The organism is Thermostichus sp. MS-CIW-15, from assembly GCF_054060575.1.
Genome location: NZ_JBSSDI010000020.1, coordinates 21,923 through 38,507, shown reverse-complemented (window position 1 = coordinate 38,507; position 16,585 = coordinate 21,923). Strand labels below are relative to the sequence as shown.

General features: G+C 62.6%; 15 protein-coding genes. 10 read left to right on the top strand and 5 right to left on the bottom strand.

All coding sequences use genetic code 11. From position 1 onward, the window contains the following. Positions 1-28 precede the first annotated feature (28 nt). The 3 genes from ACVW0R_RS08810 (at position 29) to ACVW0R_RS08800 (ending at position 3,344) form a co-directional block, all read left to right on the top strand. A complete protein-coding gene (locus tag ACVW0R_RS08810; protein WP_011429210.1) occupies positions 29-304 on the top strand; it encodes a ubiquitin-like small modifier protein 1 in 276 nt (91 codons plus the stop codon). After that, positions 301-909, top strand: coding sequence for a DNA-3-methyladenine glycosylase (locus tag ACVW0R_RS08805; RefSeq protein ID WP_457501931.1), 609 nt, complete (start codon positions 301-303; stop codon positions 907-909). The genes ACVW0R_RS08810 and ACVW0R_RS08805 overlap by 4 nt, the downstream gene beginning before the upstream one ends. Before the next feature lie 539 nt (positions 910-1,448). Beyond that, positions 1,449-3,344: an NHL repeat-containing protein gene (locus ACVW0R_RS08800; RefSeq protein WP_457501930.1), complete on the top strand. Its 1,896-nt coding sequence runs from the start codon at positions 1,449-1,451 to the stop codon at positions 3,342-3,344. Here the strand turns inward: ACVW0R_RS08800 and ACVW0R_RS08795 are convergent. The 3 genes from ACVW0R_RS08795 to petP form a co-directional block, all read right to left on the bottom strand. Then, a complete protein-coding gene (locus tag ACVW0R_RS08795; RefSeq protein ID WP_457501929.1) occupies positions 3,341-4,807 on the bottom strand; it encodes a DASH family cryptochrome in 1,467 nt (488 codons plus the stop codon). The genes ACVW0R_RS08800 and ACVW0R_RS08795 overlap by 4 nt on opposite strands. Position 4,808: 1 nt before the next feature. Continuing rightward, entirely contained in the window at positions 4,809-5,138 is a 330-nt protein-coding gene (locus tag ACVW0R_RS08790; RefSeq protein WP_240527754.1) for an HU family DNA-binding protein, read from the bottom strand. Positions 5,139-5,379: 241 nt separating this feature from the next. Beyond that, positions 5,380-5,607, bottom strand: coding sequence for a cytochrome b6f subunit PetP (gene petP / locus ACVW0R_RS08785; protein ID WP_240527287.1), 228 nt, complete (start codon positions 5,605-5,607; stop codon positions 5,380-5,382). A 143-nt stretch (positions 5,608-5,750) separates the two neighbouring features. Here petP and ACVW0R_RS08780 point away from each other — a divergent pair, with 143 nt between their 5' ends. After that, entirely contained in the window at positions 5,751-6,194 is a 444-nt protein-coding gene (locus tag ACVW0R_RS08780; RefSeq protein WP_099834683.1) for an ATP-binding protein, read from the top strand. A gap of 10 nt (positions 6,195-6,204) precedes the next feature. Here ACVW0R_RS08780 and ACVW0R_RS08775 read toward each other — a convergent pair whose 3' ends face one another. After that, positions 6,205-7,992, bottom strand: coding sequence for a DUF3352 domain-containing protein (locus tag ACVW0R_RS08775; RefSeq protein WP_240530349.1), 1,788 nt, complete (start codon positions 7,990-7,992; stop codon positions 6,205-6,207). Positions 7,993-8,088: 96 nt separating this feature from the next. Here ACVW0R_RS08775 and pheT point away from each other — a divergent pair, with 96 nt between their 5' ends. The 3 genes from pheT to ACVW0R_RS08760 all read left to right on the top strand — a co-directional run bounded on the left by pheT (position 8,089) and on the right by ACVW0R_RS08760 (position 13,618). Further along, entirely contained in the window at positions 8,089-10,566 is a 2,478-nt protein-coding gene (gene pheT / locus ACVW0R_RS08770) for a phenylalanine--tRNA ligase subunit beta (protein ID WP_457501928.1), read from the top strand. Positions 10,567-10,666: 100 nt separating this feature from the next. Then, positions 10,667-11,569 carry an acetylglutamate kinase gene (argB, locus tag ACVW0R_RS08765; RefSeq protein WP_457501936.1) on the top strand — a complete coding sequence of 301 codons (903 nt, stop codon included), beginning with the start codon at positions 10,667-10,669 and terminating at the stop codon, positions 11,567-11,569. Between the two features lie 210 nt (positions 11,570-11,779). Continuing rightward, positions 11,780-13,618, top strand: coding sequence for an ABC transporter ATP-binding protein (locus ACVW0R_RS08760; protein WP_011429221.1), 1,839 nt, complete (start codon positions 11,780-11,782; stop codon positions 13,616-13,618). Here the strand turns inward: ACVW0R_RS08760 and ACVW0R_RS08755 are convergent. Then, positions 13,615-13,821, bottom strand: coding sequence for a hypothetical protein (locus ACVW0R_RS08755; RefSeq protein ID WP_041438058.1), 207 nt, complete (start codon positions 13,819-13,821; stop codon positions 13,615-13,617). The two genes, ACVW0R_RS08760 and ACVW0R_RS08755, sit on opposite strands and share 4 nt — an antisense overlap. Before the next feature lie 176 nt (positions 13,822-13,997). Here ACVW0R_RS08755 and ACVW0R_RS08750 point away from each other — a divergent pair, with 176 nt between their 5' ends. From ACVW0R_RS08750 to ACVW0R_RS08740, 3 genes are all read left to right on the top strand, one after another. After that, the gene (locus ACVW0R_RS08750; protein ID WP_099812529.1) at positions 13,998-14,369 is read left to right on the top strand and encodes a hypothetical protein; all 372 of its coding nucleotides are present in this window, start codon (positions 13,998-14,000) and stop codon (positions 14,367-14,369) included. Between the two features lie 190 nt (positions 14,370-14,559). Continuing rightward, a complete protein-coding gene (ycf46, locus tag ACVW0R_RS08745) occupies positions 14,560-16,071 on the top strand; it encodes a stress-responsive protein Ycf46 (protein WP_011429223.1) in 1,512 nt (503 codons plus the stop codon). A gap of 131 nt (positions 16,072-16,202) precedes the next feature. Continuing rightward, entirely contained in the window at positions 16,203-16,553 is a 351-nt protein-coding gene (locus ACVW0R_RS08740) for a DUF1257 domain-containing protein (protein WP_011429224.1), read from the top strand. Positions 16,554-16,585: the final 32 nt, after the last annotated feature.

Here is a 16,585-nt window from a genome sequence, read left to right as displayed (position 1 = left end):
GGTTGGTCGCTGGACGAAGCATTGGCTTATGGCAGTCAAGGTGTTAATTCCCACCACGCTGCGGGTGCTCACCCGGGATCAGGAGGTGGTAAGTTGCGAGGGATCCACCGTTCGGGAATTGCTGGAGGCCTTGGAGCAGACCTATCCGGGCATCAAGGCGCGGCTGTGCGATGAAAAGGGGGAATTGCGCCGCTTTGTCAATCTCTATGTCAACAGCGAAGACATTCGCTTCCTCCAGGGATCGGACACGCCTCTACAGGATGGGGATGAGGTGAGCATCGTCCCTGCTGTTGCCGGGGGATGAAAGTTGCCGAGCCGGCTGTGGCTGCTTGGGAGTGGTTAAGCAAGCCGGCGCCGCTGGTGGCGCCTACGTTGCTGGGCATGGTGCTGGTGCGGCAATTTGCCGATGGGCTGCAGGTGCGGGCGCAGATTGTGGAAACGGAAGCCTACACCGCCGGCGATCCGGCATGCCACGCCTATCGCCGCAAGACCCGCCGCAACCAGGTGATGTTCGGGCCGCCCGGCCATCTCTACGTCTATCGCATCTACGGCCTCTACCACTGTCTCAACATCGTCACCGAGGCGGAAGGGATCGCGTCAGCGGTTTTGATCCGGGCAGCCCAGTTGGATCGCCTGCCGGAGTGGATCCCGGCCAACAAGCGCTTGAAACCGGCGCGGGTGGCGGCGGGGCCGGGCCTGCTCTGCCAAGCGCTGCGCATCGACGGATCCCACAATGGCTGGCGGCTGGAGCCGGTGGCAGTCGGCCAGGAAGGCATTTGGCTGGAGGGATCCCCTGCCTGGGAGGCACAGTTCCCCATTGTCCAGACCACCCGCATCGGCATTACCCGCGGTGCGGAGCTCCCGTGGCGCTGGTACATTAAGGGGCATCCGGCAGTGTCCTGCTACTAGAAGGGCAAGATGAACCCAAGCCCTGCGGGTCGCCAGTGGGGGAGCTTGATGCTTCTGGCTGCTCTGGCGCTTGGGGCAGCCTCACCTCTTTGGCGGCAGAAACCTGAATTGCGCTAGGGGTGCCGGTAGTCCTCAGATCTGCCTGGGGCGGAGGCAAGCTGAGGGGCACCGATCCCCAGAAGCGACGGCAGCGAAAGCTTCTGCTCGGGATCCCCTCTCTGACCGTTGGGCGAACAAAAACAGACCTGGCTTAGTAAGCATCAGATTGCAGCTGGCTTTTCGAAAGGGATTTGCGTAAGGATAGAGGGAGTGAGGGGTGCAACTCACCCTTGGGTGAGACAGGTTAAGCATGAATAGAGTTAGGGTTAAAGGCCCAGGACGGTGGTTCGGGGGCTTCTCCTTGCCCAATAGACGCTGGGGCGTGGCTGTCGGAAGGAAGGCAGCGGGGCAATTTCTGCCGGCTTTTAGGTAGTCGGTGTCAACATGAGGGGTTTGGGTTGCTGCCACTTCCCAGTTTGTGGAAGAGGATGAGCTGCACGATGCAACGACGGGTTTCCCCTGCGCTGCTCTCCCTGCCTGCGCTCAGTTCCCTGGTGCTGGCCCTCTCAGCCTGCGGCAAGCTCTCTTCCTCGAATGTCTCTCCCAGCCTTGTTCCCCCTTCTACCCTGCAGCCAGTTTTCACGCCAACTCCCCTTGGTCTTTCCACCTTTGCCCTCACGCTCGAACAGGCCCGCCAATCGGGTTTGGCGGTGCCCAGCAACCGCATCGTTTTGCTGCTCCAAGAACAGGGATCCGATCTGGTGGCCCAGCTGCCGGCTTCTGAGGTGGAGCGCTGGCTGGCCCGCACCCCCACCTGGCCGGGGGTGGAAGGGATCGACCTGAGCATTAACCTGGGCAGCTATCGCCAGACTGCCAACGCGCCCCTACGCCCGGGGCAACCAGCCACCTTCACCTTTACCGACCCGCCCGCTGGCGAAGCCGAGCTTAGGGCTGTCGCCTATCGGGGATCCACCACCTTGGCACAAGGAAAGGGATCCCTGACTCTTTCTGCCCGCTCTGGAAGCGCTGACAGCAGCAGTCGCCGCCTGAGCCTGCTGGTGCTCTCCGAGGTGGAAGTGCCGCTGCTGCACGCAGGGGCAGGGGTGCCGGCGCCTGGCCAGCCGTTGTTGCTGTCGGGGGAAAATCTGGAGCGGGTGGAAAGCGTTCTTTTTGCCTCAGCCGCCAATCCGGAGCGCATCCTGAGGGGGGAAATTCGCTTGCGCAGCCGCAACAGTCTGACGGTGATGCCGCCAGCCTCCCTTTCCGGCACGGTCTGGGTGGCGGTGGCCGACGCTGAAGGACAAGGACTGGGAACCTGGATTTACGAGTGGCCCACTCCCACCCCCACTCCTACAGCGGCCTCGGGCTGGCGAGTGGAGACCCTCCTCGATGGCCGCACCGCTGCGGCAGCCAAGCCGGAGGGCAGCAGCTCCGATAACGAGGGGGAGGCCGGGATCTCCCTGCAGCAGATCGGCGGCATTGCCGCAGACCCCGAGGGGTTCTTTTACTTAGCCGACCCGGCCCAGCACCGCATTTTCCGGCTTTCCCCCGAAGGGGAACTGGAGGTGTGGGCGGGCAGCGGCAAGGCCGGCCACCGGGATGGGGTGGCGGAGCAGGCCCAGTTTCACTCCCCCCAAGGGCTACTTTGGGATCCCAAGGGGGGGTTGTGGGTGGCCGACAGCGGCAACTATTGCCTGCGCTACATCAGCCGACAGCGGCGGGTGAGCACCTTTGCCGGCACTTGTGCAGCCGGCCACCGAGATGGAGAGCGCGACGAGGCGCAGTTTCGCGAACCCTTTGGCCTGGCCCTGGGTCTGGACGGCAGCCTTTACGTGGCCGATCGCGCCAACCGCCGCATCCGCCGCATCACTCCCACGGGCAAAGTGACGACGGCCGCTGGCACCGGCCAGCCGGGATCCGCGGATGGGCCGGCAGACCAAGCCCAGCTTCTGGAGCCGACAGCTCTGGCAGTGGACAAGGCGGGTAACCTCTGGATTGCCGATAGGCATCGCCTGCGCCGGCTCTCTGCCGACGGACACCTGACCACCCTCTCCCAGGCGGAAGCAGGCTACCGCGATGGCCCTCTGGCGGAGGCCCGTTTTCAAACCCTTGCGGGGCTGGCTTTCGACAGTGCGGGGGTCCTCTGGCTGACTGACCAAGACAACCGCCGCATTCGCCGTCTTCAGCCCAGCGGGCAGGTCTCTACCCTGGCCGGGGGGGATGAGCCGGGCTGGCAGGATGGCCCGGTGGTCTCAGCTCGCTTCCAGCGGCCTGGCTCTCTACTTGCCTTGCCAGACGGCAGCTTGGTGGTGGTGGATGCTGGCCTGCCTGGCTTGCGGCGTCTTAGCCGCGTCGTCCCCCAGCCCGCCACTCCCGTTTCGAGGGGATCCCCCTAGCCGCCACGGTGGCGGGCCAGGGCCGCTTCGTAAGCCCGCCGACTGGCCTGCAGGGACTTTTCCAGATCCACCACGGGGCGGGGATAGTCCACCCCTAGCCGCACGCCAAACTGCTTTTGCTCGGCGGCGCTGAGGCGGTAGGGCTCGTGGATCTTGTCCCCGGGGATCCCGGCCAGTTCCGGCAGCCAGTGGCGCAGGTAGTGGCCCTGGGGATCGTAGTCGCGGGATTGCTTGGGAATGTGGAAGTAGCGGAAGCCGCGGGCATCGTTCCCTACGCCGGCGGTGTAGTTCCAGTTGCCGTAGTTGCTGGCCACGTCGTAGTCAATCAGCAGCGATTCAAACCATTCCGCCCCCAGACGCCAGTCGATCCCCAGGTTCTTGGTGAGAAAGCTGGCCACATTCTGCCGCCCGCGGTTGGACATGAAGCCGGTGGCTGCCAGCTCCCGCATGTTGGCGTCCACCAGGGGGTAGCCGGTCTCGCCGCGGCACCAAGCCTGGAAGCGATCCCCGTCCTGCTGCCAGGGGATGGGCATCCCCTGGATCCCTGCGGGGCGAAACAGCTTGGCCCCATGCTTGGCCAAGATGAAGCGAAAGTAGTCCCGCCACAGCAGCTCAAACACCAGCCAGTAGGTGGATTCGTTGCGCACCCGCTCCTCCTCGTAGCGCTTGACTTCGGCGTAGACAACGCGAGGGGAGATGCAGCCCAACGCCAACCAGGCAGAAAGGCGCGAGCTGTCGTTGGGATCCAGCATGCCGTTGCGGGTTTCTTTGTAGACGCGCAGCCGGTCCAGATCCCAGATATAGGTCTGCAGGCGGGCCTGGGCGGCGGTGCTGCCGCCGGCATAGACAAAGCGGGCGCGGGGATCCGGCGGCGGCAAGCTCAACCCCAGCGCCGCCAGGGTGGGCAGGGGGCCAGGATCTAGCCCCGGCGGCAGGGGCGGCAGGGAAGGGATGGGCAGGGGAGCGCGAACCTCGGCCTTGGCTTCCACCTGCTGGCGAAAGCGGGTAAACACCTCCGGCAGGTCTGCCAGGGCAAAGGGGAGATCTTCGGGGTGGTAGAGGGTGTGACCCCAGTCCAGATGGAGCCGGATCCCCAAGGGCTGCAGCGCTTGCTGCAGGGCCTCAGCAACCGCCTCCTCCTCGGTGCCCACCTCTTCGTGGGCATAGACGGCCTCCACCCCCCACTCCCGCGCCAGGGCCGGGATCACCTGCTCCGGCTGGCCTTGGCGAATGACTAGGTCAGAGCCGCGGGCCCGGAGCTGCTGCCGCAGGTCGGCCAGGCTCTCCAGCAGGAACTGGGCGCGGAAAGAGCCGGTCTTGGGAAAGCCAAAGGCCGTCTGTCCAAAGTGGCGCGGATCTAGGCAATAGAGGGGAATGAGGAGAGATCCCTGCTGGCAAGCCCGCGTCAGCGGCTGGTGATCTAGCAGGCGCAAATCGGTGCGAAACCAGAGCAAAACGGCCATTCTAGACGGATGCCAGCGCTTCCGCTTCTTCTTGGGGATCCCTCCTGGGTCGCCCCAGTTCCGGGCTGGGGACGAAATGGGGCACCTGGGCAGCGGGGATGTGGATGGGGGCCTTGGTGCGCGGGTGATAGGTTTGCCGGGCCGGGCGGTAGCGCAACGAGAAGGTGCCAAAGCGCGCCAGCCGCACCGATCCTCCTTCCGCCAGACATTGGCTGATGCTGTCTAGCATTGCCTCCAGAGCAGCGGCAGCCATTTTGACGGTCAGGCCATCCACCTGGGCGGCCATCTGGCGGGCCAGCAAACGACGATTCAAATGGGGAAGAGAAGCCACGACCACTTATCCAGACAACGGCAACGGGACAACAGCGGCCCTGAGCTTGATGCTCCCAACCTGATATGGCGAGAACTCCATCGGAAAAGAGAACGGCATCTCCCAGGCCGGCTACCTGAAGCTGAAATGTAGGCTTGAGGAAACTGAGAGCTGGGGCGGCCACCTTGCGGCAACTTACACGCAGAGAGGATCCGACACCGCAACTGCCACTAATCCACTGTCTAGCCGGTAGCCAGACTGCTCAACTCGGCTCATCCTTGGCGTGGCCGGAATCGACCACTTCCAGCTCGCTCTCGAAAAACCAGTGCCGGGAGCGATCGGGAAATTCCAAAATGTAGCCGATGCCACTGCCATCGACCACCCGCCGTGCCAGCACCACAGCCTCCTTGCCCACCAGCGCGCTCACCTCTTCTTGTCCGCGATCCTGAATAGAGCGCACCCTAACCTTATCCCCAACTTTGATCACCATAGTCGATCAGGGTAACCGCGAAGAGCTTTACCACTCAAGATGGTACGCCAAAAAGGATCCCTGCCGGAATCTGGCCCGACCGGGCTGAGGCCAACGGGGATTGGCTAGGATGGAAAAAGAGCGTTGTGCCCCCGACTGCCCCTGTGATTGCCCTCTCCCTCAAGCCAGCCCACTGCTCCTGGAGCGTTATCAGCTTTCCCTCCACCCTCTATACCCAGCCGGTTCTGGATTTGTTGATTGCCAAAGTTCCCCCCCCCTGGAGGGCGGAGGTGCGTTTGGGCCTGCAAGAGGCGATCATCAATGCCGTTCGCCACGGCAATGGCCTGGATCCCAACAAGAGGGTGATCGTCGAATACGCCAGCTCCGAGCCGTTTTATCAGTGGCTGGTGCGGGATCAGGGATCCGGCTTTCGTCCCCAGGAGGAGCTAAACCGCTGCCGCTGCGGCATCCTGGAAACGGAAGAGTCAGGGCGGGGAATGCTCCTGCTCACCCAAATTTTCGACTTTGTGCAGTGGAACGAGACGGGCAACCAGCTCTACTTGGGCAAGTACATTCACCCCGGCTGCCGGGATCCCTGGATAGTTTGACGGGCTCCACTCAGTACCACTGCCAAAATAGCTTGCCCCTCTGGAGGAGCCAGTGCCCCCGATCCGGATAGGGAGCCTCGGACAGCGTCAGGGCAGTGGTGGCGAAGGCCAGGCGCGTGGACGACCAGCGGGATCCCTGCAGTTGGGGCAGCCAAGTTTCCGGTAGAACCCCCAGGGATCCGTACCCATAGCCCAGGTTGCGGTGGGGCAGGGGGGCCACCAGGCTGCGCCAGGCGCGGCTGGCGCTCAAGGGAGGATCCGCCAGGGCCGCTTCCAAAGCCGCCAAAGAAGAAGCCAGGTAGGAGTAGCCTTCCCGGTCGGTGTGGTACACCTGGGCCGAGAGAGGCGATGCTTCCGGGATGGCGGGCAGGGCTTGGGGAAGAGCCTCTGCCGCCTGCACCCGGGGAGAGCCTCCCCTGCCGCTGACCTGCAGCAGCCCACCGGCCAAGAGGGGGATGTCTTCTCGCGGCGTGGAGTGGCTTGGCTGGGGTTGCGGCTGGGCCGCCGGCTTGCTCCAGACAGTGGCGGTGCCATGCTTAGTTGCAATCGACACCACCTGCCAGCCCTGGGCGATTGCCCGCTCATCCAGCGTTGGCGCATCCGGCCTCTTGCCAACCCACAGCCAGGCCAGTTCCCCATCCGTGGGCAAAAAGGCAAGGGCGAACTCTCCCCTTTCCGGCAACAAGTGCTGCCAGTCCAGCTCCACCTGCAATTGCAACTGCTGCAGCCATTGGCCGGGATCCAGCCGCAGGCCGAAGAGGCTCAGGGGTTGCATCCGCCCCAAGCTCTGCCAAAGGTTGGCCCAGTTCTGTCCGGAAATTAGCGCTAGCGTCTCGTCGGGCAGATGCCGAATAACCTGCGGATGAAAAGCTTCTACCGTCGGCAAAGCGAACTCAGCAGGCGTATGCCAAAGGGCGGCAGTTTCGGCCACCAACCCCCGAAAGTTGACCCCTAGCCCCAGCCCCACTGCCTGCAACGCCAGAGCGTCGGGAGAGGGCGATTCCGGATTTTGCCAGAAAGCCCAACCCACATGCGCCTCCTGTAGCGGCTGGATCACCTGCCGAAACTGCGGCTTGCTCACCAACGACAACTGCGGCAACTGCCACGCATCGATGGCGGCGCGAATGGCAGCAGCCTGTTCTGCCAGCAGCACATAGCGCTCGCCGAAAAGGGCTGCCGTGAACCCCTGCAACTCCGGAAGCGGGCTGGACACCACCTGAATGCCCTTGTAGGTATCCACCTGCACTGGCAAGCCGGCCAAGCTCTGCCGCTCCCACAACAGGTTCAGCTCGAATTGGGCAAGCGCCGCGTCGCGAGTTTCCAAGGCAACCAAGGTGCCCCACTCCGGCAAGCTGGCCAAGAGGGTGCTTTTCCCCAGCCAGGGCTGCACCTCCCGCTCGAAATCCAGGGCTCCCCCGGCCAGCATGGCTCCCAACCAGCCCGGGCCTGCGCCGGAGAAAAACTTCCGCCACTGCTGACGAGTGGCGCGTCGCTGGGAAGCGGGGGTTGCCGCTTGCCAAAATGCCTGCAAATCCTCGAGAGGGGCGGCCAGCAGCAACAGCGCCTGGGTGGAACGGGGAGCTAGGCCCACAATCGGCGGCAGCGCCGGGCGAGATAGCAACAAAGCCAGAGGGCTTTGGGTGAGCAGCCAGGTGATAGCCCACACCACCAGGGCAGCCAGAAGGCCCAGACCGATCAGGATCCCGCGCAAGAGTTGCCGTTGTCCCATACCCACATCCACAGCCTGAAAGACGCGCCGTCTTGCCTCGATGCCAGTACCTCGGCACGGCGTAACCATCTTACCTGCGAGGGGAAGTTTGCGCGCCTTGCTTGCCTTTGGCCCGAACTCGGAGTGAGCGATAATGGGTGCGGCGTTTGCAGCGATGGCTCAGCGATGCGCATTTCCTTGAAGTGGCTGCGGGAATTGGTGGACTTTGAGCTTTCCCCGGAAGAATTGGCAGAAGCCCTCACTCTGGTGGGGTTTGAGGTGGAGGAGATTGAAGATCGCCGCAGTTGGGCAGAAGGGGTGGTGCTGGGCAGGATCCTAGCCGCCGAGCCCCATCCCAATGCTGACAAGCTGCGCGTTTGCCAGGTGGACTTGGGATCTGAGCAACCGGCCACCATCGTCTGCGGAGCGGCCAACGCCCGCGCCGGCTTGCTGGTTCCTGTGGCCACGCCGGGCACTCATCTGCCCGCTGTGAACCTGACCATTGCCAAAGCGGAGAAACGGGGAGTGCTCTCGGAAGGCATGATCTGCTCTTTGGCCGAGCTGGGGCTGGAGAGGGCTTCGGAAGGGATCCACGAATTTCCGCCTGATTTGGATCTCAAGGCCCACCCGCTGGGGTCTGACGCCCGCCCGCTGCTAGGCCTGGACGATGTGGTGTTGGATCTCACTTCCACCGCCAACCGCGCCGATGCTCTGAGCATGGTGGGGATCGCCCGCGAGGTGGCCGCCCTCACCCGCAACCCGCTGCGCCTGCCGCCGGTTCAGCCCCTACAGGCCAAGCCCATCCCCAACTTCAACCTGCGCATTGCCGACGCCAAGGCCTGCCCCGCCTACAGTGGCGTGTTGATCGAGGGAGTGAAGGTCGGCCCTTCTCCCGACTGGCTCAAGCATCGCCTGGCCGCCGCTGGCATGCGCTCCATCAACAATGTTGTCGATGTTACCAACTTGATCTTGCTGGAATGGGGCCAGCCCCTGCACGCCTTCGATTGGGATCGCCTGCTGCAGGTCATGGGCAAGAAGAAGCCCACTATTGAGGTGCGCTTTGCCCAGGCGGGAGAAACCCTGAAAACCCTGGACGGCCAAACCCGCACCTTGCACCCTGAAAGCCATCTCATCGTGGCCGGCGGCCAGCCGGTAGCCCTAGCAGGTGTGATGGGGGGAGAAGAGACAGAAGTGAGCTCGGCCACCACCAGCATTTTTTTGGAGGCCGCCCTCTTCGACCCGGTGGTGACGCGCCGCTCGGCCCGCTCGCAGGGACTGCGCACGGAAGCCTCGGCCCGCTATGAGCGGGGGGTTAATTTTGCCACCCTCGACCTGGCGCGGGATCGGGCGGTGCAGTTGATTTTGGAGCTGGCGGGAGGATCGGTGGTTGGCCTCACCACCTTTGACCAACGGCCACCGCTGGAGCGGACGCTGAAGCTGCGGCTGTCGCGCCTCATCGACGTGTTGGGGGAAGAGGTGCGGCCAGAGGATGTGGAGGAGATCTTGCCGGCCTTGGGCTTTCAGCTTTCCCGCTGTCAGGCAGTTGCCCCGGAGGCTCCCCCCCTCCCTGCTACGGAGACAGCAGGCGTGGCCGGCTGCGTTTGGCAGGTGTCTGTTCCCCCCTACCGCCTGCGGGATGTCGAACGGGAGATCGACTTGATTGAGGAATTTGCCCGTCTCTACGGCTACGACCGCTTCTCGGAAACCCTGCCCACGGAGCCGCAGGTGGGATCCCTCTCTGCACGGGAAACTTTGACCCGGCAAATTCGCGAGGTGATGCGGGGCATCGGCCTGACGGAGGTGTACCACATCTCCCTCTGTCCGGCAGAGGAGGACAGCTCCTTGGTCAAAATCGCCAATCCGCTTTCCCCCGAGTACTCCGCTGTGCGCAAGGCGCTGTTGCCGGGCTTGGTGGAGGCTTTTCGCTTCAACTGGGATCAGGGCAACGGCCCGCTGCAGGCTTTTGAGATTGGCCACGTCTTTGCCTATGCCCCTCCCTCCAGCCCTGAGCCCTATCAGGAGGCGGAGCACTTGGGCGGCATCCTGGGCGGGGATCTCAACCCCAATGACTGGCGGCACCACAACCGGCCCATGGACTGGTTTGAGGCCAAGGGGCTCTTGGTCTCGGCGCTGGAGCGGCTGGGGTTTACCCCAGAGTTTCGCCCGGATCCCCCTGAGGCGCAATCGCCGCTGTTGCACCCCGGTCGCCAGGCCGGCATCTGGATCGAGGGATCCCGCATTGGCCTATTTGGGCAGTTGCACCCCCGCCTTTGCCAGGAGAAGGATTTGCCGGAGGAGGTCTATGGGTTTGAGCTGGAGTTGGATCCCTTGTTGGCCAGCCTGGAGAAGCGGGGCCTAGTGCAATTTTCCCCCTTTTCGCCTTTTCCGGCCTCGGATCGGGATATCGCCTTCTTTGCGCCGCTGGAGCTATCGGTGGCAGACATCGAGAAAGTAATCCGCCAGGCGGCAGGCCCTCTGTTGCAGTCGGTGCAGCTTTTTGACGAGTACCGCGGCCAAGGGGTACCGCCAGGGCAGCGCAGTCTGGCCTTCCGGCTGGTCTACCGCGCTCTGGATCGCACGCTCACCGATGCCGAAGTGGAAGCTGCGCAAAACCAGGTGAGGGCCCAGCTAGAAAAGCACTTTCCGGTTACCTTGCGCAGCTAGCCGTCTGCTAGTTTCTAGTACGATCTTCGGGAAGTTTTACACGGGACTTTTGGCCGTGCAGAGCAACGCCTCTCTTTCGGCAGCAACCAGCTCTCAGGCTGTGGCCTGTGATCCCCTAACACGGGCGCAGATTCTCCTCGAAGCCCTGCCCTACATCCAGCAGTACCAGGGGCGCATCATGGTCATCAAATACGGCGGCGCCGCCATGGTGCAGCAGGAGCGCCGAGCTGAGGTGCTGCGGGATATTGTTTTTCTTGCCTGTGTCGGCATTCGGCCGGTGCTGGTGCATGGCGGGGGGCCGGAAATCAACAGTTGGCTCCAGAAGCTGGACATCCCCTTCAAGTTTGTGGACGGCCTGCGGGTGACCGATGCGGCCACCATGGAGGTGGTGGAGATGGTGCTGGTGGGCAAAGTCAACAAACAGATTGTCCAGCTCATCAGCTTGGCCGGCGGCTCGGCGGTGGGGCTGTGCGGGCGGGACGGCAATTTGATTCGAGCCCGCTCCCAGGGCCGGGCGGAAATCGGCTTTGTGGGGGAAGTCAGCAGCATCAACCCCCAGTTGGTGCAAACTCTGTTGGAGGGCGGCCAGATCCCGGTGATCTCCAGCGTGGCCGCTGACGAGACCGGCCAAGCCTACAACATCAACGCCGACACCGTGGCCGGGGAGCTGGCAGCCTCTTTAGGGGCAGAGAAGTTAATCCTCCTTACCGATACCCCAGGCATTCTCAGGGATCCTGAGGATCCCAGCTCCCTGATTACGCTCCTGGATATCGAGACGGCCCGCCAGTTGATCCAGACAGGGGTGGTCAGAGGGGGAATGATCCCCAAGGTGCAGTGCTGCATTCGCGCCTTGGCCCAAGGGGTGCGCGCTGCCCACATCCTGGATGGCGGCTCCCCTCACTCCCTGCTCCTGGAGCTGCTGACCGATGCCGGTGTGGGCACTAAGCTGATCCCCTCTCAGTTTTCTGCCCAGTTGCGGGAGCAGAGCAACGGCTTCCGCTAAGGCTTGTCTTCTAGGCCTCTTTGAAACCTGCCCCGGCAGGCCCTGAAACCGCCGGTTTTCCATCTGTCCCCCCAGCAACAAGCGGCGCCCCCAACCCCCCTCTCCCAGAGGGAGAGGGGACGGGGGTGAGGGCCAAGCCTCATCAGGGAGAGAGCTTAGAGTAGATCAGGGCTCTCCATGAGTCGTCTTCATCTTTTTGGGTGTAAGTCCGTGAGCCTTGCCACCTCTTCCCCCGATGCCGATTTGAGTAGGGATCCCCGCAGCGACTGGCGGCTGCTGCGGCTGCTCTGGCCCTATGCCCGTCGGCACCTGAAGCTGTTGTTGGCGGCCTTGGCCTTTTTGCCGCCCCTGGCCCTAGCCGATGCGGTGCAGCCGTTGATCCTGCAGCGGGCCCTGGACGGCCCCATCGCCCAAGCGCTTGCCCAAGGCGACAGTGGGATCCTCGCCGGCCTCTGGCCCTACGCGGGCCTGTTGATCCTCACCCTGCTGGCCCGCTGGGTTTTTCAGGCCCTGGAAGGGTATAGCAGCCAGAAGCTGGGGCAGTTGATGACCCGCGACATCCGCAACGATCTCTTCGCCCACGTGCTGGCCCTGCCGGCCCAATTTTTCGATCGCACCCCGGTGGGCAAGTTGATCACCCGCATCACCAGCGATGTGGAGGCCTTGGGAGATGTGTTTTCCACCGGCGCGGTCGGCATCGTCAGCGACCTCTTTACCCTGCTGGTAATCGGGGTGGTGATGCTCAGCCAGCGCTGGGATCTGGGCCTGCTGCTGATCCTCATCGTCCTGCCAGCCAGCGCTGTAGTGGTCGAGCTGCAGCGCCGCTTTCGCGATGCCAACTTTCGCGTGCGGGAAGAGCTCTCTAAGCTCAACGCCTGGATCCAGGAAAACGTCTTGGGCATTGCCGTGGTGCAACTGTTTCGGCGGGAGCGGCTCAACAGCGAGATTTTTCAAACCATCAACCGCCGCTACATCCAAGAGGTGGATCAGACCATCCTCTACGACGCTGCCCTTTCCGCCGTTTTGGAGTGGGTTGCCTGGCTGGCGGTGGCCGCTCTCCTCTGGGTGGGCGGGCAGCAGGTGCTGGCAGCCGGCAGGGGGGAGTGGCTGGGATCCCTGCCCCGAGAACCTCTCACCTTCGGCAGCCTCTACGCCTTCATCCTCTTTTCCCAGCGCTTTTTCAACCCGCTGCGCCAGTTGGCGGAAAAGTTTACCGCCCTGCAGGCGGGGTTCACCGCCGTGGAACGCATCGACCACATCCTCCGCCTGCCCGTCGCCATCCGGGATCCCGTCAGCCCCCGCCACCTGCCCCCAACCGCCAAAGGAGAGGTGCAGTTCGAGCATGTTTGGTTTGCCTACAACCCCGGCGAGTGGGTGCTCAAAGACCTCAGCTTCACCATCCGCCCCGGCGAAAAGGTCGCCCTCGTGGGGCCCACCGGCGCTGGCAAAAGCTCCATCATTCGCCTACTTTGCCGCCTTTACGAAGTAACTCGCGGCTGCATCCGCATCGACGGCGTGGACATTCGCCACCTGCCTCAGGCCGAGCTGCACCGTCACCTGGGCGTGATCCTGCAAGATGGATTCTTGTTCTCTGGAGATATCCAGCAAAACATCACTCTAGGAGAGGAGGGCGAGCTGGCAGAAGTGGAGCGGGTGGCCCGTCAACTCCACCTGCACGAGCTCATCCGCGATCTGCCCCAGGGCTACGCCACCCCCGTGCGGGAGCGGGGCAGCAACCTCTCCAGCGGCCAAAAACAGCTCATCAGCTTTGTGCGGGCCCTGTGGCGGGATCCGAAAATCTTGGTCTTGGACGAGGCCACCGCCAGCCTAGATGTGGGCACCGAGGCCCTGATCCAATCCGCCCTGGAAACCCTGCTGCGGGATCGCACCGCCCTGATCATCGCCCACCGCCTCTCCACCATCCGCCACGTGGATCGCATCCTCGTGCTGCAGCGAGGGGAACTGAAAGAACAGGGATCCCACGCCGAGCTCATGGCCCTCAACGGGCTCTACGCCCACCTCTACCGGCTGCAAGATTTGGGCAGCTAGCGACCAGAACCAAAGCGAGACCGAAGCGCCCGCAGGGTGGTGAAGCTGGCATCCGCAAGCGCGATGCGGGCTTTGCAGAGGAGCAGATTGCCATTATCTAAAGCCGTGTCTTTCAGGCTGGCCAAACCGTCGCCGGCCTGCACCAGAAACCGACGGCTCCAGGTGGAGAAGTTTTTGCTGAAGGTGTTGATCAGGCGTTCCATGGGGACTGCTCGTTCCGCTTTGAGTCTCCTACTTAGCCTACTCCGCCGGCAAGCGATCTCCGCAAGCCTGAGCAATTCCCGAGAAAATTGTTACAGATTATTAAAAACTTGCTGTCAAGGCGGCAGACTAGCTATCATGAACCGCAAGTCCGGCATACAACGAGAAACAGTTAGCCATGAGTCAGCGGCCAGAGGTTGTGGAAGGCGCAGAGGCCAAGCAAAAGGTGACGTTGTATCTCCCACCCGAGTTGCACCGGAATCTGAAGATTCGGGCTGCCGTGGAGCGGGAGCCGATGTCGGCAGTAGCGGAGAAGGCCCTCACCTTCTACCTGCTTCACCCGGAGGTCATCGAAGGGGTGCAAGGCAGCGCCTACCGCGTCCACCGCTGCCCTGAGTGCGGCCATCCGTTTGTCATCCGCAATGGGGAGGTGGTTTCGCTTCACCAGCAGTCCGCTTCTGAAGCCATCCTCGAAGAGGTGGAGCCGGAATACTGGGGAGCGGCCTCGGCCTCCGAAGAGCAACGACAAGACGAGCTGGTGCCCTGCTAAGGCTTTTTGCGCTGTTTCAAAGGTATGCCTCTTTGTGAGCTTGAGCAGACAGGAGGGGTATAAAACAAGGGTTAGTAAAGAGCAAGTCAGGATATCTCAAGTACTTTGAAGACAGGCAAACTCCAGACGCCGTTTTCCTTCCTTTCTGTCGGTTTCGCTTAGATTTCCCTCCGCGCAGTTGGTGTTTCCCATGCAAGAGCTCAGCATTCTCATCCAAGCTCAATACCCACTGCTCTACCTGGTCACTCCAGAGGAAGAACGGGCGGAGGCAGCTCTGGCGGCGATCGCTCGCACCCTCAAGCCGCAGCGGCGCCTGTTTGTCTGGACGGTTACCCACGGCATTGTTGAATACGGCAACCCCCGCAGCCTCACCCAGCACAACACCCAATCCCCCCAGCCGGCTATTCAGTGGGTGATGGAGCAAAAAGATCCCGCCATCTGCGTCTTCAAAGATCTGCACGACTTTTTGGACAACACCGAAGTCAAACGCTGGCTGCGCGATGCCATCGCCAGCTTGAAGGGATCCCACAAAACCATCTTGCTGATGTCGCCGGTGCAGGTAATTCCCGTCGAGCTGGAAAAAGACATTTGCGTGGTGGACTTTCCCTTGCCGGACATGGCCACCCTGGAGCGCACCCTCAACCGGCAGTTGGAGCAGCTTCCCCGCGGCGGATCCCTGAGCCCTGAGGCGCGGGAAAAGCTGGTCAAGGCAGCCCTTGGCCTAACGCAAGACGAGGCGGAAAAAGTTTACCGCAAGGCGGTGGTGATGCACGGCCGCCTCAGCGAGGCAGAGGTGGATATCATCCTCTCTGAGAAAAAGCAGCTGATCCGGCGCAACGGCATCCTCGAATTCATCGAAGAAGACGAGACCATCGACGCTGTCGGCGGCCTAGAGGAGTTAAAGCGCTGGCTGCTGCAGCGCTCTGAGGCCTTTACCGAGCGGGCCCGCGCCTATGGCTTGCCTCAGCCCAAGGGACTCTTGATTCTGGGCGTACCTGGCTGTGGTAAGTCCTTGATCGCCAAGACCACCGCCCGCCTCTGGGGCCTGCCGCTGCTGCGCCTGGATATGGGCCGGGTCTACGATGGCTCTATGGTCGGCAAGTCGGAGGCCAACCTGCGCAGCGCCCTGCGCACTGCTGAATCGCTGGCGCCGGCCATCCTTTTTATCGACGAGCTGGACAAAGCCTTCGCCGGAGCGGCAGGTTCCAGCGACTCCGACGGCGGCACCTCCAGTCGTATCTTTGGCTCCTTTCTCACTTGGATGCAGGAGAAGCGCTCGCCGGTGTTTGTCATGGCCACGGCCAACCGCGTGGATCGCCTGCCGGGCGAATTCCTGCGCAAAGGCCGTTTTGACGAGATTTTCTTCGTGGATCTGCCCAACATTAACGAGCGCATGGAGATTTTCCGGATCCACCTGAAGAAGCGGCGGCGCGACATCAGCCGCTTTGATCTGCGCCAGCTAGCCGCCGCCTGCGAGGGCTTCTCCGGCGCGGAGATCGAACAAGTTTTGATTGCTGCCATGTACGAAGCGTTTGCCCAGAACCGCGAATTTACCCAACTGGACATTTTGGCAGCAACGAAAGCAACTCAACCGCTATCTCGCACCATGACGGAGCAAGTGGTAGCGTTGAGGGAATGGGCCCAGCAGCGGGCTCGGCCTGCAGCAGCCTCTGTAGCCGAGTACCAGCGGCTGGAGTTCTAGCAGGGGGGTGAAAGGCCAGAATCGCCTTGGCAGAGGCAGAGACGGCTAAAGCTCAACCTTCCCCGCTAGGCGTTGCCCATTGTTTGTGTTGATGTTCCAACCCCTACACATACACAAAGGAGAGAAACACCATGTCTCATTTTAGCACCTTGCGCACCAAGATCACCGATGGCCAGATCCTGGTTAACTCCCTGCGCGATCTCGGCTACACCGTTAAGCTGAACGCCGATGTGCGTGGCTACAACGGCCAGCGTGTTCGTGCCGACATCGTGGCCCAGTTGGAGGGCGACTACGATCTGGGCTGGTCCAAGAACCCCGACGGTTCCTACGACCTGATCGCCGATCTGTGGGGCGTGGCCAAGAAGCACAACCAAACCGAGTTGATCAACTCCATCAACCAGAAGTACGCCGTCAACAAGACCTTGGCCGAGGTGAAGCGCCCTGGCTTGAACAACGCCAACGTTAAAGTGGTGATGCACTAAGCCGGATCCCGTCTCGCCATTGCTGCGGCCAT